Source organism: Sphingomonas sp., from assembly GCF_036269755.1.
GTDB lineage: Bacteria > Pseudomonadota > Alphaproteobacteria > Sphingomonadales > Sphingomonadaceae > Sphingomonas.
On record NZ_DATBDV010000004.1, the window covers coordinates 381,674 to 402,036 of the forward strand.

Below are 20,363 nucleotides of genomic sequence, written 5' to 3' on the forward strand. Positions count from 1 at the left end.
GGCGCCCGACATGCGCCGCGCTCGTTTATTCCACGTCTCCGCGATCGCCGCGGCCCTGATGCTCGCAGGCGCCGCCGGTATGGTGGCGGCGCAATCGACCGATACGATCGACACCAACGAGCCGATCGACAGCTCGGGCAGCTACGAGATCGATGGCGTCGATGTCGACGTCAGCGGCGCGACCGCCGATGCGGCGCGCTTCGCCGGATGGCGGCTCGCGCAGCGCAAGGGGTATGCGATGCTGGCCAAGAAGATGGGCGCGGGCGGCGGCGTGCCGTCGGATTCGACGCTCGATTCGATGGTCACCGGGATCGTCATCCAGAACGAGCAGATCGGTCCCAACCGCTATATCGCGAAGCTCGGCGTGCTGTTCAGCCGCGCCAAGATTGGCGGCATGCTCGGCATCGGCGGGGAGGACGCACGCTCGTCGCCGATGCTGCTGATCCCGGTGCAATGGTCGGGCGGGGTCGGCGTCGCATACGAGCAGAAGACTGCCTGGGACGAGGCTTGGGGCCGCTTCCGCATCGGCGACAGCACGGTCGACTATGTCCGCCCGTCGGGTACCGGCCCCGATTCGCTATTGCTCAACGAAGGGCAGGCGGGTCGTCGCGACCGCGGCTGGTGGCGCAGCGTGCTCGACCAATATGCCGCCTCCGACATCCTGGTACCGGTGGTGACGTTGGCGCGGCAATGGCCGGGTGGGCCGATCATCGGCACCTTCGAGGCGCGGCACGGCCCCGACGACGCTCTGCTCGCGCGGTTCAGCTTGCGCGTCGAAAGCGAGGACGGGCTCGCCGCCTTGCTCGACGCGGGGGTCAAGCGGCTCGACACGATCTATCAGGAGGCGCTCAGGAACGGCGGGCTGCAGAGTGATCCGAGTCTCGCCTATATCGCGCCGCCGATGGCGACCCCGACGCCGACGCCGACCCCGACCGATGTGCCGACCGAAACCGGCGTCGTGATCAGCGATACGCCCGCGACGTCGACCGCGGCGGCGAGCGCGCTCACGATCCAGTTCGACACCCCGACCGCAGCCTCGGTGTCGTCGATCGAAGCGGCGGTGCGCGGGACGCCAGGCGTCGGCAGCGCGACCACGACGAGCATGGCGATCGGCGGTGTATCGGTGATGCGTGTGACGTATGGAGGCGATCCCGAAGTGCTACGCGCGTCGCTCCAGTCGCGCGGGTTTGCCGCCGCGCGGAGCGGCAACACGCTGCGCATCCGTCGCGCGGACGACTCGACCGGCGGATGAGCCAGCTCGGCCTGCCGCTGGCGTGGCCGCCGGGCCCCGGCGACAACGAGTTCCTGGTAACCCCGTCGAATGCGCACGCATTTCACTTGCTCGAACGCTGGGCGACTTGGCCGGTGATGACTGCGTTATTGGTGGGCCCGCGCAAATCGGGGCGCAGCGTGCTTGCGCGCGTGTTCGCCAGCCGCAGCGGCGGCAGTTTCATCGACGATGCCGACCGGCGCCCCGACAAGGAGCTGTTCCACGCCTGGAACGAGGCCCAAGCCGCGCACCGCCCGCAATTGTTCATCGCCGAGAGCGCGCCGCCCGAATGGCGCGTGTCGCTGCCCGACCTGCGCTCGCGGTTGGCGGCCAGCCCGGTTGCGCAGATCGGTGCTCCCGACGATGCGCTGATGCGATCGTTGCTCGAACGCCAGTTCCTGCGCCGCCACCTCGATGCGCGGCCCGACCTGATCGACTGGCTGATCGCTCGGCTGGAGCGCAATTTCGTCGCGGTCGAACGCGCCGTCGATGTGCTCGATCAGGACGTGCTCGAGCACCGTAAGCGCTTGTCGATCCCGCGCGCGCGGGCCACATTGGCGGCGGCGGGAATCATCGCGCTGCCGCACACCGACGAGACCGCATGACTCGCCCAGCTCACCTCGCCCGCCTGTCCGCGTCCGACGACCCGTTCGAGCGCGGCGAGCATGGCGATCGCTATTTCAACCGCGAGCTGAGTTGGCTGGCGTTCAACCGCCGCGTGCTCGAGGAAGCGTGCAACGCGGCGCATCCCTTGCTCGAACGCTTGCGCTTCCTCTCGATCTCGGGCTCGAACCTCGACGAATTCTTCATGGTCCGCGTCGCCGGGCTGATGGGCCAGCAGAAGCAGGACGTCGACCGGCGCTCGACCGACGGGATGACCACCCGCGAGCAGCTTGCCGCGATCATCGCCAGCGCCGACGCGCTGGTCGAGGACCAGCGGCGGATCTGGCAGGACTTGCGCCGCGATCTCGCCGCGGCCGGCGTGCACGTGCTCGGATCGCGCCAGATCGACGACGCAGTGACCCCCGACGAGGCGGCGTGGCTCGAAAACCATTTCCGCGAACAGATATTCCCGATCCTGACCCCGCAGGCGCTTGACCCGGCGCACCCGTTCCCGTTCATGCCCAACAAGGGGCTGGCGGTGATCTTTGACCTCGTCCGCGCGTCGGATGGCGAGGAAGTGCGCGAACTGGTGATGTTACCCGCGCCGATGGCCCGGTTCGTACGGCTGCCGGGCGAACCGGCGCGCTATGTCGCGGTCGAATCACTGGTCAAACGCTTCTCCTGGATCGTCTTTCCCGGCTACGCGGTCGCCGGCGCCGCCGAGTTTCGCGTGCTGCGCGACAGCGACATCGAGATCGAGGAAGAGGCCGAGGATCTGGTCCGCTACTTCGCCAACGCCATCAAGCGGCGGCGGCGGGGTAGGGTGATCCGGCTCGCGCTCGAATCGGGAATGCCTGAAGCGCTCGGCGCGGTGCTGCGCGACGAGCTTGCCGGCGGTGACGCTTCGGTCACCGAAAGCGGCTCGTTCCTGGGCATCCACGACCTCGAAGCGATCATCGACGAGAACCGCCCCGACTTGAAATTCGTGCCGTTTGCGCCGCGCTTTCCCGAGCGGATCCGCGAATTCGGCGGCGATTGTTTCGCTGCGATCAAGGCCAAGGACATCGTCGTCCACCACCCCTACGAGACGTTCGAAGTGGTGGTCGAATTCCTCAAGCAAGCCGCCGCCGACCCCGACGTGGTCGCAATCAAGCAGACGCTGTACCGCGCCGGCAAGCAATCGGCGGTAATCAACGCGCTGATCGCCGCGGCTGAATCGGGCAAGTCGGTGACCGCAGTGGTCGAGTTGAAGGCGCGGTTCGACGAGGAGCAGAACCTGCTCTGGGCCTCGGCGCTCGAACGGGCCGGCGTCCAGGTCGTATACGGTTTCTTCGACTGGAAGACTCACGCCAAGGTCTCGATGGTCGTCCGGCGAGAGGGCGGCGAGTACAAGGCCTACTGCCATTTCGGGACGGGGAATTATCACCCTGTCACCGCGCGCATCTACACCGACTTGAGCTTCTTCACCGCCGACCCCGACCTCGGCCGCGACGCCGCGCAGATCTTCAACTACGTCACCGGCTATGTCGAACCCGCGCTCAAATATGTGGGGATCAGCCCGCGCGACATGCGGACTCGGCTGAGCGCGCTGATCGATGCCGAGATCGCCAACGCCAACGAGGGAAAGCCAGGCGCAATCTGGGCGAAGATGAACTCGGTGGTCGATCCCGCGATCATCGAAAAGCTCTACGAAGCGTCGAATGCCGGAGTCGAGATCGACCTCATCATCCGCGGCATTTGCTGCCTTCGCCCAAGCGTGCCCGGCATGTCCGAGAACATCCGAGTCAAATCGATCATCGGCCGCTTCCTGGAGCACAGCCGCATCTGGTGCTTCGGCAACGGTAAGGCGTTGCCCAACGACGGCGCGAAGATCTTCATTTCCTCGGCCGACTGGATGCCGCGCAATTTCGACCGCCGGGTCGAATATATGCTGCCGATCCTCAACCCGACCGTCCACGACCAGATTCTCGACCAAGTGATGGTCGCCAATCTGATGGACAATGAGCAGAGCTGGGTGCTTGGTCCCGATAGTGAATATGAACGGCTCGTACCCGGCGAGCATCCGTTCAATCTGCATCGCTATTTCATGACCAACCCGTCGCTGTCGGGTCGTGGTGCGGCGCTGGAGGGCAAGGCGGTGCCCAAATTGTCGCTGGCGCGGCGGCTTTAGCCTCGGCGATGGCATCGCTCCTGCTCCGCAAACCCCGCGCCGCCGCGGATGCGCCGCCGCGCACCGCGATCATCGACATCGGCTCGAACTCGATCCGCCTCGTAGTCTATCAAGGCCCGCCGCGGCTGCCCGCGACGCTGTTCAACGAGAAAGTCATGGCCGGTCTCGGCCGTCAGCTCGCCCAGACCGGGCGGATCGCGGCCGCATCGATCGATCTCGCGATAACGACGCTCGCGCGCTTCGCCGCCTTGGCGCACGAGATGGAGGTGACGAGCCTACGCACCGTCGCCACCGCCGCGGTGCGCGATGCCGCCAATGGCCAGATGCTGCTCGACGCCGCTGCGCGGCTCGGCCTGCCGGTCGAGACGTTGACCGGAGAGGAGGAAGCGATCGTCGCGGGAATGGGCGTGCTGTCGGCGATCCCCGACGCCGACGGCATCGTCGGCGACTTGGGCGGCGGCAGCCTCGAACTGGTGCGAGTCAAGAAAGGCGAGGTGCGCGACCGCGTGTCGTTCCCGCTCGGCGCGCTGCGCATTGCCGCGCTTCGCACCAAGGGCAAGGGTGCGATCGACCGCCGAGTCGCCAAGTTGCTCAAGCAAGGCGGCTGGGCAGGGAAGGGAAAGGGGCTCCCGCTCTACCTCGTCGGCGGATCGTGGCGCAGCCTCGCGCGGCTCGACATGCACGTGCAGCGCTATCCGCTGCCGATCATCCAGCAATATCCGATGTCGCCCGCCAGCGTCGCGCGGCTGGTCCGCACCGCCAGCCATATCGGCAAGGGCGCGTTGAAGGCCGTCCCCGGCATTTCGTCGCAGCGCGCGCCGATGCTCAACGACGCCGCGGCGCTGCTCGCGTCGTTGCTGCGGCACCTCAAGTGCGACCGTACGATCGTGTCGAGCTTCGGCCTGCGCGAGGGACTGCTGTATCAGGCGCTCGATCCCGAGACTCGCGCGCAGGACCCGCTGATCGTCGCCGCGCGCGCCGACGGACAGCGGCTCGGGCGCTTTCCCCAGCATGGCGATCTGCTCGACCGCTGGATCGCGCCGTTGTTCGAGGATTCGCCGGGGATGCAGCGGTTGCGGCATGCGGCCTGCCTGCTCGCCGATGTCGGCTGGCACGCAAATCCCGAATTCCGCGCCGAGCGCGGCGTCGAGATCGCGCTGCACGGCAATTGGGTGGGGATCGACGCGCGCGGCCGGGCGATCGTCGCGCAGGCGCTATGGACCTCGCTTGGCGGCGGCGCGAGCGCACCCGCCGGCATCGAACCGCTCGCTTCGTCCGCCGACCTAAAGCGCGGGGTGCAATGGGGGCTGGCTATCCGGCTGGGACAAAGGTTGAGCGGCGGCGTCGCCGCGCCGCTCAGACGCTCGGGGCTGAGGTTGGATGGCGAAGTGCTACGGCTGCGGCTCACGGGCAACGACGTCGCGCTTTATGGCGAGGCGGTGGCAAAGCGCCACCTGGCTCTTGCGGATGCCTTCGGGAGCCGGGCGGTGCTGGACGCCTGATTCCCGGCGCCTATTTGCATTTCCCGGCGGCATGGGCGGCGAAAATCGCCGCTACCTCCGAGGTGCCGACCACGCGATCGAAGAATTCGACTTCATCGAGTTGAAGCGACGGGGTTTGGCTGTTGTCGAGCGCATTGCGGCCGAACAAGGTCGGTTTAGGATTATCGAGGTTGCCCTGGTGCGCGGTCGGGTTCTGCGGCGCTCCTGGCACGCCGTCGATGTAGAAGCGAATCCCTTGCGGATTGTCGCGATCGACGGTTACCGCGATGTGGTGCCAGCCGGGGCTCAGCGTGCGGTTGTCCAGATAATTGCCGTATGCGCCATCGGCGAGCTGCACGCCGAGCTTGCCCGAATAGAGGAAGAAGGCCCAGCCGTGGACTCCGCTCGAATTCTGAATGCGCTTGTCGAACAGCGATTTGATTCCGGCGAGTTCACCGGTGTTGACGTTGATCCAGGTATCGATCGAGAAATCGCCTAGCCCCTCGTTCAATACCGGCCCCGGCGCGACGCTCATATAGCCATTGGCGAGCCGGACGGATGCCGCGACCTCGCCCGCCGGCCAGGTATAGCCGCCGGACGCGACGGCGTTGTTGCCCAGGACGAGATCGTTGCCTGTACCGTCCATCGGATACCAGGCGTCCATATCGGGCGGCGGCGGCACGCAGGGAGGTGGCGGCGTGGACGGGCAGCTGACCAACGACGAGACGCCGCCGGGAATGTTCATCGAGCCGAGCGCGGCGGCGACGCCGGTCGAGGGATCGATCTGCCAAAGCGAATAGAGGTTATTCGAGCTCGCCGGCGGCGTGCCCGGCTCTTCGCCCTCGCCGTAATAGAGTTTACCGTTGTGGAATTCGAGGCCGCCGATCCCATGAAACCGCCTAGACAGCGTGATATCGGCGAGGATCGCGCCGGTGGCAGGATTGATCCGAAGCAAATGCGCGTGCTGCGCATTGTACCCCTGCGATTGCCCCAGGGCATACAAATTGCCGCTCGCGTCGAAAGCCAGCCCGCTAAAGTCCCAGGTGCTGTTCTGCGTAGGATAGTTCACCGTGCTTAGCCAGGTGGCGGTTGGATTAGTTGTGCCGCTGCTGGTGATCCCGTTGAAGCGATAGAGCCGGGCTCCGTTAATGCCGTAGATCAGCCCGGTTTGCGGATCGGTCGAAAGATCGCCGTCGCCCAGCCCATGCAGCCCGGTCGGACCGATCAGCGTCGTGGCGCCGGTGATCGGGTCGACACGGTAGACCGAATTGACCGGGTAGAGGAGCGAGCCAAAGGTGCTCACCCCGTAAAGACGCCCGTCCGCGCCCCAGGCAAGATCGACGAAAGGAGGCGCCGTCGTGGTGCGCGGCATGGTGCCAGCGCCGGTATTGGCGTCGACGGTGTAGAGATGGATCGGCTCGAGCAATGCCGGCGGGGAGATTTTGTAGAAGTCGGTTGCAAGGAGGCAGGGTGCCGCAGGCGTCGGGGAGCCGGCTAACCGCACGCCAGTCCGAGCGAGGTCCGGGCGGCCATGCGCCGACGTCGTCGACCACATCACGCCGATGGCGAGCAACGCCATCCCCAATTGAATGCCCCGACGCATCGTGCCCCCCTTTGCAATCGAAAGGAGATAGTATTCTTGGCCGGATCGCGAGTCCAGCTCGGATTCCCCCCAAGAATTCAAGGATTATTTGAAATTATCGTAAAACAACAGTGATCGTCAGCCGCAGCTAAGGCTAAGAATGACACCGATAGCATCTACGCGGATATCGAGCCGGTCTTGCCGATAATCCATCGTAATCATCTGTCCAGGACCGATCCAACGGACGGTTCCTGCACCCGAGCGGCGCTTAGCCTCTGCAGCGATCGCATCGGTGCGAAATTTACCGATTAGATCATCGAGCCCCTTCGCGGCACACTTACCGGAGCCGCGGACCGGGATATGGTCCGTTCGGGGTTTCCCATCGGGCGCGCACGCGACGGCTGCGAACGCGAACAGAGGCACAGCGATTCGAATTACTGGGGCTCCTCGGTCCGAGTCATGCGCAGCTTGCCGCCCTTGACCGCGAACGCCAGCCGCCCCTCGACCAGATCGAGCGCTTCATGCCCGAACTGGTCGAAGCGCCAGCCTTCGAGGATCGACAGCCCGTCGCGCTGCCCCGCGGCGAGCGCCTCGAGCTCCTCCGACCGAGCGAGCAGCCGCGACGCCACGTCGATGTCGCGCGACCGGATCTTGAGCAGCAGCTTCAACAGGTCCGCCACCAGCGCACCGTCCTTGCCGAGGCCGGGCTTGCGATCCTCGCGCGGCGGCATTTCGTCGACGGTCATCGGCCGGGAACCCTCGATGGCGTCCATCAGCCGCCCGCCGATATCGTTCCCGGCCCAGGCCGCCGACAGGCCGCGCACCCGCGCCAGGTCGCTTTGCTTCTTGGGCGGATGGCTGGCGATGTCCGCCAGCGTCTCGTCCTTGACGATCCGCCCGCGCGGCAAATTCTTGCCCCGCGCTTCCATCTCGCGCCACCGCGCCAGCGCTTTCAGCCGCCCGAGCACGTCGGGCTTGCGCCCCGCGATCCGCACGCGCTTCCACGCCAGTTCGGGGTCGTTGGCGTAATTGGCGGGATCGGCGATCCGCTCCATCTCCTGGTCGAGCCACGCGCCGCGGCCGGTCTTCTTGAGCCGCTCGAGCATCTTTGGGAAAATCTTGGCGAGGTGCGTGACGTCGCCGATCGCGTAATCGACTTGTCGATCCTCGAGCGGGCGCCGCGCCCAGTCGGTGAACCGCGCGCCCTTGTCGACCTGGATACCGAGCCAGCTGTCGACCAGATTCGAATAGCCGATCTGCTCGCCTTGCCCGAGCGCCATCGCCGCGATCTGCGTGTCGAACAGCGGATGCGGGGTCTTGCCGGTCAGATTGTAGATGATTTCGATGTCCTGCCCCCCGGCATGGAAGACCTTGAGCACCTCTTCATTGTCGACCATCAGGTTGAGCAGAGGGGTGAGATCGATCCCTGACGCCATCGGGTCGATCGCCGCCGCCTCATTCTCGTCGGCGATCTGGATCAGGCAGAGTTCCGGCCAGAACGTGCTTTCGCGCATGAATTCGGTGTCGACGCACACGAACGGCGATTGGGCGAGCCGCGTGCACAGATTGGCGAGGGCGGCGCTGTCTTCGATCAGACCATGGATATGCATCTTGATCCCATAGCGAGGGCTGGCGGGTTGACAAAGACTCATGTGACGGGAAAGCGCATCGCCTTTCCGGCGCACCGCGCCGTTCCATCGATCGAGTAGAGAAAATGCACGCCTATCGTACGCACACTTGCGCCGCGCTGACCGCCGCCGATGTCGGGCAGGAAGTCCGCCTGTCGGGCTGGGTGCACCGCAAGCGCGATCATGGCGGCGTGCTGTTCGTCGATCTGCGCGACCATTACGGGATCACGCAAGTGGTGGCCGACAGCGACAGCCCGGCGCTACCGATCCTCGAAAGCGTTCGGACGGAATCGGTCGTGACGATCGACGGCGTAGTCAAGGCGCGCGCCGAAGGGACCGCCAATCCCAATCTCGCGACCGGCGAGATCGAGGTGTTCGCGCGCAACGTCACCGTTCAGTCGGCGGCGCAGGAGCTGCCGCTCCCCGTCGCGGGGGAGGCCGACTATCCCGAGGATATCCGTCTCCGCTACCGTTTCCTCGATCTGCGCCGCGAGCGGCTCCACGCTAATATCGTGCTGCGCTCGAACGTCATTTCGTCGCTGCGCCGCCGGATGATCGACCAGGGCTTCACCGAGTTCCAGACGCCGATCCTGACCGCGTCCTCGCCCGAGGGCGCGCGCGACTATCTCGTCCCCAGCCGAGTCCATCCCGGCAAGTTCTACGCGCTCCCGCAGGCGCCGCAGATGTTCAAACAGCTGCTGATGGTCGCCGGGTTTGACCGCTATTTCCAGATCGCGCCGTGCTTCCGCGACGAGGATGCGCGCGCCGACCGTTCGCCCGGTGAGTTCTACCAGCTCGATTTCGAAATGAGCTACGTCACGCAAGACGATGTTTTTGCAGCGATAGAGCCGGTGCTTCACGGCGTGTTCGAGGAATTCGCCGACTGGCAGGGCAAAGGGCGCACCGTCTCGCCGCTGCCGTTCAAGCGAATTCCGTACAAGCAGTCGATGCTGACCTATGGGTCGGACAAGCCCGACCTGCGCAACCCGATTCTGATCACCGACGTGTCGGAGCAGTTCAAGGGCTCGGGCTTCGGCCGTTTCGCGTCGATGGTCGAGGCCGGCGACGTCGTCCGCGCGCTGCCCGCGCCCAACACGCACGAGAAGAGCCGCAAGTTCTTCGACGACATGAACTCCTGGGCGCAAGGCGAAGGCTTTCCTGGGCTCGGCTACGCGACTCAGAAGGACGGCGTGTTCGGCGGCCCGATCGCCAACAATCACGGCCAGGACAGCATGAAGGCAATCGCCGAGGCGATGGGCCTCGGCCCCAACGACGGCATCTTCTTCGCCGCGGGCAAGGGAGCGCAAGCGGCCAAGCTCGCTGGTCTCGCGCGCACGCGGGTCGCCGAGCAGCTTGGCCTGATCGACGAAAAGCGCTTCGAATTCTGTTGGATCGTCGACTTTCCGATGTTCGAATATGACGAGGACGCGAAGAAGGTCGACTTCAGCCACAACCCGTTCTCGATGCCGCAGGGCGAGCTCGAGGCGCTGGAGACCAAGAATCCGCTCGATATCCTGGCCTATCAATATGATATCGTCTGCAACGGTGTGGAGCTGTCGTCGGGCGCGATCCGCAACCACCGGCCGGAGATCATGTACAAGGCGTTCGAGATCGCCGGGTACAGCCAGGCGGATGTCGACACCAACTTCGCGGGCATGATCAACGCGTTCAAGTTCGGCGCGCCCCCGCACGGCGGGTCGGCGCCGGGCGTCGATCGCATCGTCATGCTGCTGGCGGACGAGCCCAACATCCGCGAGGTCATCGTCTTCCCGATGACTCAGAAGGCCGAGGATCTGATGATGGGCGCCCCCAATTTCGCGACCAACAAGCAATTGCGCGAGCTCAACATCCGGCTGGTTGACCAACCCGGTGCGAACAAGACGGCGCCGATCAGCGAGGCGGTCGATCCGCCTGCCGGTTGACGGCGGCGGTTCACTTCCGGCCGCTCGGGCGCTAACAGGCCGGTCATGATCGACCGTCTCTTCCTCGCGCACCCGCGCAGCGTCGGCGAAAGCTATCCGGCGCACGCCGCCACCGCGTTCGGCTTTGGCTTTCGGATGATCGGCGGCGGGCTCGCCTGTCTCGTCCATGGCCTCCTCCCGACGCTGTTCACCCGCACCGGCTCGACCACGGTCAAGGCGCTCTACGGCTCGATGAAGGCGCGTCAGCCGAATTACGCCGAACGGCCGCCCGCCTTCACCGAACCCGCCTGGCAGCTCGAATACGAAATCTGAGATGATCCGCCACGTCGCGATCATCGGCGCGGGCTTTTCGGGCACGCTCCAGGCGATCAACCTGCTGCGCCACGATGGCCCGCGCGCGACCCTGATCGAGCGAGCGCCGGAGCCGGGCAAGGGTTTGGCGTACGGCGCGGCGTACGAGGACCATGTCCTCAACGTGCGCGCCGCGAACATGAGCGCACTCCCCGACGATCCCGGCCATTTCGTGCGCTGGCTGGCGGAGAACGGACGCGGCGATTCCGGCGCGAGCTTCGTTCAACGCACCACCTACGGCGTCTACCTGCGCGACCAGCTCGACCAGGCGATCGCGAGCGCGGGCGACCGGCTGCGCGTGGTGCAGGGTGACGTTGCCGATGTGACCGAAGTTGGCGAGGGTGCGCGCGTAACGCTGGCTAGCGGGGAGACGATCGACGCCGACGCAGCGGTGCTTGCGGTCGGCAACCTCCCGCCGCACGATCCGCCGGGGCTCCGCGGCAAGCTGTCGGCCAATTGCTACAAGAGCGACCCGTGGGACCGCAGCGTGCCGCTGGACTTGAGCGACGACGATATTGTGCTGCTGATCGGCACCGGGCTGACGATGGTCGACATCGCGCTTTTGCTCGAATCGAGCGGGTTCAAGGGGCGAATCGTCGCGCTGTCGCGGCGTGGGCTGTTGCCGCATCGCCACGACGCGCCGGGGCCGACCCACGCCAGGCTCGACGAGCGACCGCTCGAATCGCCTGCCGATCTCGTCCGGCTGGTGCGCCAGCGTGGCGAGGCGATCGGCTGGCGCAGCGCGGTCGACGAATTGCGCCGCTACACGCAGGCGATGTGGGCCAACGCGAGCGATGCCGAGAAGCAGCGTTTTTTGCGCCATCTGCGTCCATGGTGGGACGTCCATCGCCATCGCTTGGCCCCGCAAGTCGCCGACCGGCTCACGGCGATGATCGAGCGCGGGCAATTGGAGGTGGTCGCCGGCAAGACGATCGCCGCCGAGGAAGGAGCCGACGGCGTCACCGTCACTTGGCGCCGCCGTGGCAGCGATTCGCCCGAGACTTTGCTCGTGCAGCGCATCGTCAATTGCACCGGACCGCAGGGCGACTTGACGCGCACCACCGAGCCTTTGCTGGCGACGCTGGCCGCGCGGGGCGTCATCCGCCCAGACCCGGCGCATCTCGGGCTCGATGTCGACGGCTGCACGCGAACGATAGCAGCCGATGGCACGCCCAACGACTGGCTCTACGCGCTCGGCCCGATGACTCGCGGCGCATTCTGGGAAATCGTCGCGGTCCCCGACATCCGCCAGCAAACCTGGAACCTCGCGCGCCGCCTGTCGAACGCGCAATGGGTCGGCGGCGAGGGACTATAGTGCTGGAAATGTTGGGTTTCGTCTAACATCGTCAGGCGATGGCCTTCGCAGATCCCGCTTGCCGCGCTGCGCCGCCGCTGATGCTGCGAAGTAGCCATGGCCACCGCGAACATTCGGAACATTCGACCTCAGGCCGGCGCGAACTCGCCCGAATCGTCCATCACGTAGAGTATGCCCTCGGCAATCGCGAAGTACGCGCCCTTGAGCTTGAGCTTGCCGGCCGCCACGCGCTTCTCGATCTGCGGAAAGGTCAGCAGGTTGCGGAGCGACACGCGCACCGTCTCGAGCTCGAGCGCATGCGCCGCCTCGGGACCGGTGCCGTGCTCGGCGACGATGCGGTCGCGCGCTTCGTCGAGCATGTCGACCCAATGGCCGATAAAGCCGCCTTCCCCAGGCGCCGCGCCTTCGAACTGCTTCGACAGCGACGCCGCGACGCCGCCGCACGATCCATGGCCGAGCACCACGATCTCGGGCACTTCGAGCTGATTGACCGCGAATTCGAGCGCCGCCGACACGCCGTGCCGCCCCCCGCCCAGCTCGAACGGCGGGACGAGGTTGGCGATATTTCGCACGGTAAAGATCTCGCCGGGCACGGTATCGAAGATCTGCGCCGGATCGACTCGACTGTCCGAGCACGCGATCACCATCACGCGCGGGCTCTGGCCCTCGCTCAATTCTTCCCAGCGGTCGCGGTGGCGGCGATATTCGCTGGTGCGGAAACGGCGATAGCCGTCGATCAGGTCGTTGAAGTCGGTCATGCTTCGTCTCTGCCAAGGCGGGGAGGGGGTGGCAAGCGGCGCGCCGGGTCGCTATCTGCCCCGGCATGAACGAGATCTCGCCAATCCCGCGCGAAGCCCGCCAGCGCAAGCCCGACTGGATCCGGGTCAAGGCGCCGACCTCGACCGGGTTCGCCGAGACCAAGGCACTGATGCGCCGGCTCGACCTCGCGACGGTGTGCGAGGAAGCGGCGTGCCCGAACATCGGCGAGTGCTGGACCAAGAAGCACGCCACGGTGATGATCCTGGGCGACACCTGCACGCGCGCCTGCGCGTTCTGCAACGTCAAGACGGGCATGCCGCGGGCGGTCGATCCTTTGGAGCCCGAACATGTCGCGGTCGCGGCGGCCGAACTGGGGCTGGAGCATATCGTGGTGACTTCGGTCGATCGCGACGACCTGCCCGATGGCGGCGCGTCGCAGTTCGTCAAGGTGATCGAGGCGCTCCGCCGCAACACCCCCTCGACCACGATCGAGATTTTGACCCCCGATTTCCGCAACAAGGCGCAGGCCGCGGTCGAATCGATCGTCGAGGCGCGGCCGGACGTCTATAACCACAACCTTGAAACGGTGCCGAGGCTCTATCCGACGATCCGGCCGGGCGCGCGTTATTACGCCTCGCTGCGCCTGCTCGAGAGCGTCAAGGTGCACGACCCCTCGATCTTCACCAAATCGGGCGTGATGCTGGGCCTGGGCGAGGAACGGCTCGAAGTGCATCAGGTGATGGACGACATGCGCTCGGCCGACGTCGATTTCCTGACGATGGGCCAGTACCTCCAGCCGACGCCGCGCCACACCAAGGTGATGGATTTCGTCACCCCGCAAGCGTTCGACGCTTATGCTGCGATCGCGCGGGCGAAAGGCTTCCTGCTGGTGGCGAGTTCGCCGCTCACTCGCTCAAGCTATCACGCCGGCGACGACTTCGCGAAGATGCGCGCCGCGCGCGAGGCCAAGCTTTCTTCCGTCACCCCAGCGAAGGCTGGGGTCTTTGGCGGTTGAGTGGTGTCGTCCTCTCAAGAAATGCCAGCTTTCGCTGGCGTGACGGCTTGAAGCGATGCCCCGTCATGGCGAAACTCGGTTCCTGCCCTACACGCCCGAGCAGATGTTCGATCTGGTCGCCGATGTCGGCCGCTATGCCGAGTTCCTGCCGTGGGTCAGCGCGGTGCGGATCCGGTCAAACTCGCCGGGCGAGATGGTCGCCGACCTGATCGTCGGGTTCAAGGGCCTGCGCGAGACCTTTACGTCGAAGGTTGAGAAGGAGCGCCCATCGCGAATCCACGTCGATTATCTCGATGGGCCGCTCAAGTATCTGACCAACGAATGGAAGTTCCGCGCCGCACCGGGCGGGTGCGAGGTCGACTTCGCGGTCGACTTCGCGTTCAAGAACCGGATGTTCGAGATGCTCGCGGGGCAGGTGTTCGGCCAGGCGCTGCGCAAGATGATCGGCGCGTTCGAAGATCGCGCGGCAAAGCTCTACGGCGTCGGTACGTCCGACTCGCGCGGCATCAGCAGTTCGAGCGCACACAGCGCCGCCTGAAGCCGCACTCCGCCGCGGCCGAGATCGCCGAATTCCTTGCGGTCGGCGACCACGTCCGACGGATCGGCATCGCGTTCGGCGCGTGCAAACACGACGGTTCCGACCGGTTTCTTCTCGCTACCCCCGGCCGGGCCCGCGATGCCGGTGATCGCCACTGCGAGATCAGCGTCGGTTGCCTCCAGCGCGCCCTGCGCCATTTGCCATGCGGTCGCGACCGACACCGCCCCGAACGTATCGAGCACGTCGTTGCTGACTTTGACCAGCGCATGCTTCGACTCGTTCGAATAGGTCACGAACCCGCCGAGCAGCACCTCCGACGAGCCGGGGATCTCGGTGACCGCCGCCGCGACCAGTCCGCCGGTGCAGCTCTCCGCCAGCGCGAACCTGCGGCCCAGCGCGCGGTTTGCTTCGACCACGCGCCGCGCGGCGTCGACCAGTTCGGCGGGAAGAATCGTATCGATCATTTGGGGATCGGCGCCCCCACGACAGCCCGCACCGGGCAGATCGTGAAGGGCGCTTTGCCGTCTTTCGCCGACGCCTTGCTGAACGCCAGGACGACCAGACCCGCGACGTTGGCCGGGGGCAGGGGCGCCAGCAGGGTAACTGCCCGATCGATCGTCGTGCAATCCTTGGGCTTCACCGCGTCGCCGGCCATCGCGCCGATCATCGGCCCCATCATCGGCTTCATCAGCGCGGGATCCATGCCCTTTGCCTCGGGACCGGCCATCTTGGCGATCGCGGGCATCGCCTGAGGCCACGCCGCCGCCGCTGCCGCGTCGTAAGGCGCGAGGAAGGCGGCGAGCCCGCCCCTCAGCGTCGCCGCCGCGGGTAGCGAAGGCTCGCATTTCTGCGCTACCGCTTTCATCACGTCCGGCGCCACCGCCAGGAACACCGCTTGCGCTTCGGCTTCGGTCAGACATGGCTTCACGGCATCCGCCGCCTGCGCGCTCGCTGCCGTAATGCCTGCGCAGAGAGCGAGAAAGCCGCCAACCATCTGTTTCATCGCACGCTCCTATAGCCTGACAGTGACGATCGCTTGCGCCGCGATTCCTTCGCCGCGGCCGGTGAAGCCGAGCCCTTCGGTTGTGGTCGCCTTGACGCTAATCTGATCGAGCGCAAGCCCCAAGAGGTCGGCAACGCGCCCACGAATCGCCTCGCGCCACGGCCCGATCTTGGGCGCCTCGCAAATGATCGTCAGGTCGACGAAATCGATAAAGCCGTCTTTGGCGGCGACCAGCGAAGCCGCGTGGCGAAGGAACTGCCCCGACTCGGCGCCGCGCCATTGCGGATCGCTGGGCGGAAAGTGCGTGCCGATATCGCCCGCCGCGATCGTGCCGAGCACGGCATCGGTGATCGCGTGGAGCGCCACGTCCGCGTCGCTATGGCCGGACAGGCCCTTGTCGTGCGGGATCAATATGCCGCCGAGCCACAGTTCTTCACCCTCGACCAGACGGTGAACGTCGAACCCCATTGCCGTGCGCACGCGCATGCCGGCCCCCAATCGCGCCTCGGCCAGCGCGAGGTCGCCGGGATAGGTGATCTTGTCGAGTAGGGGATCGCCTGGGACCACTGCCACGTCGTGGCCGGCGCGGCGCAGGATCTGCGCCTCGTCGGTGGCTTCTTCGCCATCGGGCCACGCACGGTGCGCGGCGAGGATCGCGGCGAAATCGAACGCTTGCGGTGTCTGGACGCGCACGAGCGCCGAGCGATCAACAGTGTCCAGCAGCATCGCGCCGCCGCCGCGCGCCAACGTGTCCGCCACGGGCAGCGCGGGCACCGCCCCCTTGGCACCATCCAGCGCTATCAGCAGGCGATCGACGATCCCGGCCGGGATCAGCGGGCGGGCGGCGTCGTGGATCAGCACGCGATCCGCCGCCCCGATGCCTTCGAGCCCGTTGCGCACCGACTCGCGGCGCGTTGCGCCGCCGACAACCGTCTCGCCCGCGACCAGCGCTTCCTGCCCTGCGGCGACCACCGTCACCACGCGAGCGATCGCGGGATGCGCGGCAAAGGCACGCCGCGCATGTTCGACCAGCGGTTGCCCCGCGAGCAACTGGAACTGCTTGGGCACATCGCCACCCGCGCGCGCGCCCTGTCCGGCGGCGACGATCAACGCCACGGTGTCCATCGATCCCATGCGGCGCGCCTAGCCAACCAGCGCTCGCCTTGCCAGCGGCATCGCGCTCGTGTAGGCGCTGCCCGATTTTTAGGCACATGCGCAAACTCAACCCCATCCAGGTCGGTCCGGTACGGATCGAGACCCCCGTGATCCTCGCGCCGATGACTGGCGTGAGCGATTTGCCGTTCCGTCGCCTTGTGCGTCGCTTCGGCTCGGGGCTCAACGTGACCGAGATGATCGCCAGCCAGGCCGCGATCCGGGAGACTCGTCAGTCGATCCAGAAGGCGATGTGGGACGCGATCGAGGAACCGGTGTCGATGCAGCTGGTCGGCTGCACGCCCTGGGAGATGGGCGAGGCGGCCAAGCTCGCCGAGGACAAGGGCGCGGCGATCGTCGACATCAACATGGGCTGTCCGGTGCGCAAGGTGACGAGCGGCGACGCCGGATCGGCATTGATGCGCGACTTGAAACTCGCCGCCGCAATCGTCGAAGCGTGCGTCAACGCGGTGAATGTGCCGGTCACGCTCAAGATGCGGATGGGGTGGGACCATGCGAGCCTCAACGCGCCCGAGCTCGCCCGCATCGCCGAGGATCTCGGCTGCAAGATGGTCACGGTTCACGGCCGCACGCGCAACCAGATGTACAAGGGCGAGGCTGATTGGCGCTTCGTCCGCTCAGTGAAGGACGCGGTGACGATCCCGGTGATCGTCAATGGCGACATTTGCTCGCCCGAAGATGCCGACACGGCGCTCGAACAATCGGGCGCCGACGGGGTGATGATCGGGCGCGGCTCCTATGGGCGGCCGTGGCTGCTCAACCAGGTGATGGCGCACCTGTCGTCCGGACGCATCATCGACGACCCGACGATCGGTGAGCAATATGACGTGATCGCAGGTCATTACGAGGAGATGCTTGCGCATTACGGCAGTGAAGTCGGCGTCAACATGATGCGCAAGCATATCGGCTGGTACACCAAGGGGCTCGATGGCTCGGCAGCGTTCCGCAACACCGTCAATCAGGAGCCCGACCCGGATCGGGTCAAGGCGATGCTGGCGGACTTCTATGCCCCTTGGCGAACCCGCGCCGCGGCCTGAGGCGCGCGACGCGCCAAGCTTTTCGGAGCTGTTTGCCGGCTTGCCGACCGCGATCCTGGTGACTGATCCCGAGGGACGCGTTGCCACCGCCAATGCCGAGTGCGAGTCGCTGCTCAATCTGTCGGAGCGCGCAATGTCCGGGCTGCCGCTGACGAGCGTGCTTACGCCGCCGCCTGGGGGGGGCGATAGCGAGGGCCGCGCCGTGTCGGCGTTCGATTGCGATATCGGCACCGAGCGCACGGGACGGTTGCGCGTCGATTATTACGAGACGGAGATCGCCGACCATCGAGGCTGGCGCGCGATCGCGCTGCACCCGTCGAGCGGATCGCGTCGAGTCGGGCAATCAGCCGAGCATGGCGGCGCGCGCGCGGCGATCGGCGCGGCGGCGATGCTGGCGCACGAAATCAAGAACCCGTTGTCGGGGATCCGCGGCGCCGCGCAATTGCTCGCGGCAGACGGGGCGGGGGACGAACTCACCTCGCTAATCACCACCGAGGTCGATCGCATCGCCGCTTTGATCGACCGCATGCAGGATTTTGCCGACCGCGGTCCGAGGGCGACCAAGCCCGTCAACATCTACCCATTGCTCGACCATGTCCGTCGCGTGGCCCAAGCCGGGTTCGCGCGCGATGTCACCATAGAGGAGCGTTTCGACCCGTCGCTGCCGCCGGCGCTGGTGGACAACGACGCGCTGCTTCAAATCTTGATCAACCTGTTGAAAAATGCCGCGGAAGCGCTGTGTGACGTCAAGACGCCGCGCATCCTCTTGACCACCGCGTATCGCCACGGTCTGGCGGTCGACGCCGGCGAGGGTCAGCCCCGCCGCCGCTTGCCGATCGAATTGTGCGTGATCGACAACGGCCCCGGGGCGCCCCCCGACATCGTCCCCCATTTGTTCAATCCATTCGTGTCGGGCAAGCCAGAGGGGCAGGGGCTAGGTTTGGCGATGGTCGAGAAGCTGGTCAGGGATATGGGGGGCGTCGTCCAATATGCGCGCGAAGGGGTGCCCGAAATGACCGTATTCCGCGTCCTGCTGGCGAGGGGCGAATGAGCCTCGCGGGCAACATATTGGTGCTCGACGACGATTCTGCGATCCGCACCGTTGTCGCGCATGCGCTCCGCCGCGCCGGGCACGTCGTCACCACCACGGCCAGTCTTGCCGAGTTCAACCGTGCGCTTCACGCCGCGACTCCCGATGTCGTGATCAGCGATGTCGTTCTGCCGGACGGCAACGGGTTCGAGATGGTGGCGGCGTTGGCCAAGGCACATCCGCGGCTTCCGGTAATCGTGCTGTCGGCGCAAAATACGCTGACGACTGCGGTGCGCGCGACAGAAGTCGGTGCATACGATTATCTGCCCAAGCCATTCGACCTCGACGACTTGGCCCGCGCCGTCGAGCGCGCGTTGGCGCGGCAGGAGGCGGGGGGAACGGAGCCGCTCGATCCAGAGGATCATGCGCTGCCGCTGATTGGCCGCTCGCCAGCGATGCAGGACGTCTATCGCATCATCGCGCGGGTAATCGCCAATGACCTGACTGTACTGATCTCGGGCGAATCTGGGACGGGCAAGGAACTCGTCGCGCGTGCGATCCATGATCTCGGCCCGCGTCGCGCCGCACCGTTCGTCGCGATCAACATGGCGGCGATCCCGCGCGAATTGATCGAGGCGGAGCTGTTCGGGCACGAACGCGGCGCGTTCACCGGCGCCCAAGCCCGCAACCCAGGCCGATTCGAGCAGGCGGCAGGCGGCACTCTATTCCTCGACGAGATCGGGGACATGCCCATCAAGGCGCAGACTCGGCTGCTGCGCGTCTTGCAATCGGGCGAGTTCACGCCCGTCGGCGGGGCGCGAACGATCAAGGCCGACGTGCGCATCGTTGCGGCCACCAATCACAAGCTCGATCTCTTGGTCGAGAAGGGTCAATTTCGCGAGGATCTGTTCTACCGCCTCAACGTCGTGCCGGTGACGCTTCCGGCGTTGCGCGAACGGCGCCAGGATATCGCGTTGCTCGCGCGCCACTTCCTCGATGGTGCCGCTGCCGATGGCTTGCCGCGCAAACGGCTGGACGAGGCGGCGGTTCGCACCCTCGGGACTTACGATTGGCCGGGCAACGTCCGGGAACTGGAAAACATCATGCGTCGCCTCGCGGTGCTCAGCCGCGACGAAGTGATCGGCGCGGCCGAGTTGAGCATCATGCTCGGTGCGCCGACCTCCACGTCCGGGACTGGCGACGTGAGCCTCGACGTCGCCGTGCGCTCGCGGATCGAGCGGCTGGCACGCGAGGATCCGCGCACGATCGATGATGGAACGCTTTACCAACGCATCATCGCCGAGGTGGAGCGCCCGCTGATCGAGGCGATGCTGGCGCGTCATGACGGCAACCAGCTGCGGGCGGCGCGAGCGATGGGGATCAACCGCAATACGCTCCGGAAGCGGCTCGACACCTTGGGGATTCCGATCGACGGTGCGGCGGACGGGGGCTGAGCCGGGGCAGTTGTCCTATATTATGTGTTTTC

The 20,363-nt window shown here is 66.2% G+C and carries 19 protein-coding genes; 12 read left to right on the forward strand and 7 right to left on the reverse strand.

From position 1 onward, the window contains the following. Positions 1 to 10 precede the first annotated feature (10 nt). From VH326_RS04235 to VH326_RS04250, 4 genes are read left to right on the forward strand one after another with little or no spacing between them, the layout of a single operon-like run. Positions 11 to 1,252, forward strand: a complete 1,242-nt coding sequence (locus VH326_RS04235) for a heavy-metal-associated domain-containing protein (protein ID WP_329630544.1) — start codon at positions 11 to 13, stop codon at positions 1,250 to 1,252. Continuing rightward, positions 1,249 to 1,875 carry a chromosomal replication initiator DnaA gene (locus tag VH326_RS04240; RefSeq protein WP_329630545.1) on the forward strand — a complete coding sequence of 209 codons (627 nt, stop codon included), beginning with the start codon at positions 1,249 to 1,251 and terminating at the stop codon, positions 1,873 to 1,875. The genes VH326_RS04235 and VH326_RS04240 overlap by 4 nt, the downstream gene beginning before the upstream one ends. Then, positions 1,872 to 4,043 (forward strand): RNA degradosome polyphosphate kinase, encoded by a 2,172-nt coding sequence (locus VH326_RS04245; RefSeq protein WP_329630546.1) that lies wholly within the window; start codon positions 1,872 to 1,874, stop codon positions 4,041 to 4,043. The genes VH326_RS04240 and VH326_RS04245 overlap by 4 nt, the downstream gene beginning before the upstream one ends. An 8-nt stretch (positions 4,044 to 4,051) precedes the next feature. Next, the gene (locus VH326_RS04250) at positions 4,052 to 5,545 is read left to right on the forward strand and encodes a Ppx/GppA family phosphatase (protein WP_329630547.1); all 1,494 of its coding nucleotides are present in this window, start codon (positions 4,052 to 4,054) and stop codon (positions 5,543 to 5,545) included. A 10-nt stretch (positions 5,546 to 5,555) separates the two neighbouring features. Here the strand turns inward: VH326_RS04250 and VH326_RS04255 are convergent, their stop codons facing one another. The 3 genes from VH326_RS04255 to rnd all read right to left on the reverse strand — a co-directional run bounded on the left by VH326_RS04255 (position 5,556) and on the right by rnd (position 8,716). Beyond that, complete coding sequence (locus VH326_RS04255) at positions 5,556 to 7,127, reverse strand: LamG-like jellyroll fold domain-containing protein (RefSeq protein ID WP_329630548.1); 1,572 nt, start codon at positions 7,125 to 7,127, stop codon at positions 5,556 to 5,558. A gap of 117 nt (positions 7,128 to 7,244) precedes the next feature. Then, the gene (locus VH326_RS16035) at positions 7,245 to 7,529 is read right to left on the reverse strand and encodes an I78 family peptidase inhibitor (RefSeq protein ID WP_414714244.1); all 285 of its coding nucleotides are present in this window, start codon (positions 7,527 to 7,529) and stop codon (positions 7,245 to 7,247) included. Between the two features lie 11 nt (positions 7,530 to 7,540). After that, positions 7,541 to 8,716, reverse strand: coding sequence for a ribonuclease D (gene rnd, locus VH326_RS04260; protein WP_329630549.1), 1,176 nt, complete (start codon positions 8,714 to 8,716; stop codon positions 7,541 to 7,543). Between the two features lie 104 nt (positions 8,717 to 8,820). Here rnd and aspS point away from each other — a divergent pair, with 104 nt between their 5' ends. From aspS to VH326_RS04275, 3 genes are read left to right on the forward strand one after another with little or no spacing between them, the layout of a single operon-like run. Next, positions 8,821 to 10,656, forward strand: coding sequence for an aspartate--tRNA ligase (gene aspS, locus VH326_RS04265; protein WP_329630550.1), 1,836 nt, complete (start codon positions 8,821 to 8,823; stop codon positions 10,654 to 10,656). Positions 10,657 to 10,701: 45 nt separating this feature from the next. Then, positions 10,702 to 10,968 (forward strand): DUF6356 family protein, encoded by a 267-nt coding sequence (locus tag VH326_RS04270; protein ID WP_329630551.1) that lies wholly within the window; start codon positions 10,702 to 10,704, stop codon positions 10,966 to 10,968. 1 nt (position 10,969) lies between these two features. Beyond that, positions 10,970 to 12,322 (forward strand): FAD/NAD(P)-binding protein, encoded by a 1,353-nt coding sequence (locus VH326_RS04275; RefSeq protein WP_329630552.1) that lies wholly within the window; start codon positions 10,970 to 10,972, stop codon positions 12,320 to 12,322. Positions 12,323 to 12,450: 128 nt separating this feature from the next. Here VH326_RS04275 and VH326_RS04280 read toward each other — a convergent pair whose 3' ends face one another. After that, entirely contained in the window at positions 12,451 to 13,080 is a 630-nt protein-coding gene (locus VH326_RS04280; RefSeq protein ID WP_329630553.1) for a carbonic anhydrase, read from the reverse strand. 65 nt (positions 13,081 to 13,145) lie between these two features. On the opposite strand from VH326_RS04280, the gene lipA reads away from it, so the two are divergent. Then, entirely contained in the window at positions 13,146 to 14,096 is a 951-nt protein-coding gene (gene lipA / locus VH326_RS04285; RefSeq protein ID WP_329630554.1) for a lipoyl synthase, read from the forward strand. A gap of 55 nt (positions 14,097 to 14,151) precedes the next feature. Continuing rightward, complete coding sequence (locus tag VH326_RS04290) at positions 14,152 to 14,634, forward strand: type II toxin-antitoxin system RatA family toxin (protein WP_329630555.1); 483 nt, start codon at positions 14,152 to 14,154, stop codon at positions 14,632 to 14,634. On the opposite strand, the gene VH326_RS04295 is transcribed toward VH326_RS04290, so the two are convergent. From VH326_RS04295 to VH326_RS04305, 3 genes are read right to left on the reverse strand one after another with little or no spacing between them, the layout of a single operon-like run. Continuing rightward, the gene (locus VH326_RS04295) at positions 14,571 to 15,098 is read right to left on the reverse strand and encodes a CinA family protein (protein WP_329630556.1); all 528 of its coding nucleotides are present in this window, start codon (positions 15,096 to 15,098) and stop codon (positions 14,571 to 14,573) included. The genes VH326_RS04290 and VH326_RS04295 overlap by 64 nt on opposite strands. Then, on the reverse strand, positions 15,095 to 15,637 hold the full coding sequence (locus tag VH326_RS04300; RefSeq protein ID WP_329630557.1) for a hypothetical protein: 543 nt from the start codon (positions 15,635 to 15,637) through the stop codon (positions 15,095 to 15,097). The genes VH326_RS04295 and VH326_RS04300 overlap by 4 nt, the downstream gene beginning before the upstream one ends. 9 nt (positions 15,638 to 15,646) lie before the next feature. Continuing rightward, positions 15,647 to 16,771 carry a bifunctional 2-C-methyl-D-erythritol 4-phosphate cytidylyltransferase/2-C-methyl-D-erythritol 2,4-cyclodiphosphate synthase gene (locus VH326_RS04305; RefSeq protein WP_329630558.1) on the reverse strand — a complete coding sequence of 375 codons (1,125 nt, stop codon included), beginning with the start codon at positions 16,769 to 16,771 and terminating at the stop codon, positions 15,647 to 15,649. Positions 16,772 to 16,848: 77 nt separating this feature from the next. Between VH326_RS04305 and dusB the strand changes: the two genes are divergently transcribed. From dusB to ntrC, 3 genes are read left to right on the forward strand one after another with little or no spacing between them, the layout of a single operon-like run. After that, a complete protein-coding gene (gene dusB, locus VH326_RS04310) occupies positions 16,849 to 17,847 on the forward strand; it encodes a tRNA dihydrouridine synthase DusB (protein ID WP_329630559.1) in 999 nt (332 codons plus the stop codon). Then, the gene (locus VH326_RS04315) at positions 17,816 to 18,898 is read left to right on the forward strand and encodes a two-component system sensor histidine kinase NtrB (RefSeq protein ID WP_329630560.1); all 1,083 of its coding nucleotides are present in this window, start codon (positions 17,816 to 17,818) and stop codon (positions 18,896 to 18,898) included. The genes dusB and VH326_RS04315 overlap by 32 nt, the downstream gene beginning before the upstream one ends. Next, positions 18,895 to 20,331 carry a nitrogen regulation protein NR(I) gene (gene ntrC, locus VH326_RS04320; RefSeq protein ID WP_329630561.1) on the forward strand — a complete coding sequence of 479 codons (1,437 nt, stop codon included), beginning with the start codon at positions 18,895 to 18,897 and terminating at the stop codon, positions 20,329 to 20,331. Before VH326_RS04315 ends, ntrC begins: the two co-directional genes overlap by 4 nt. Positions 20,332 to 20,363: the final 32 nt, after the last annotated feature.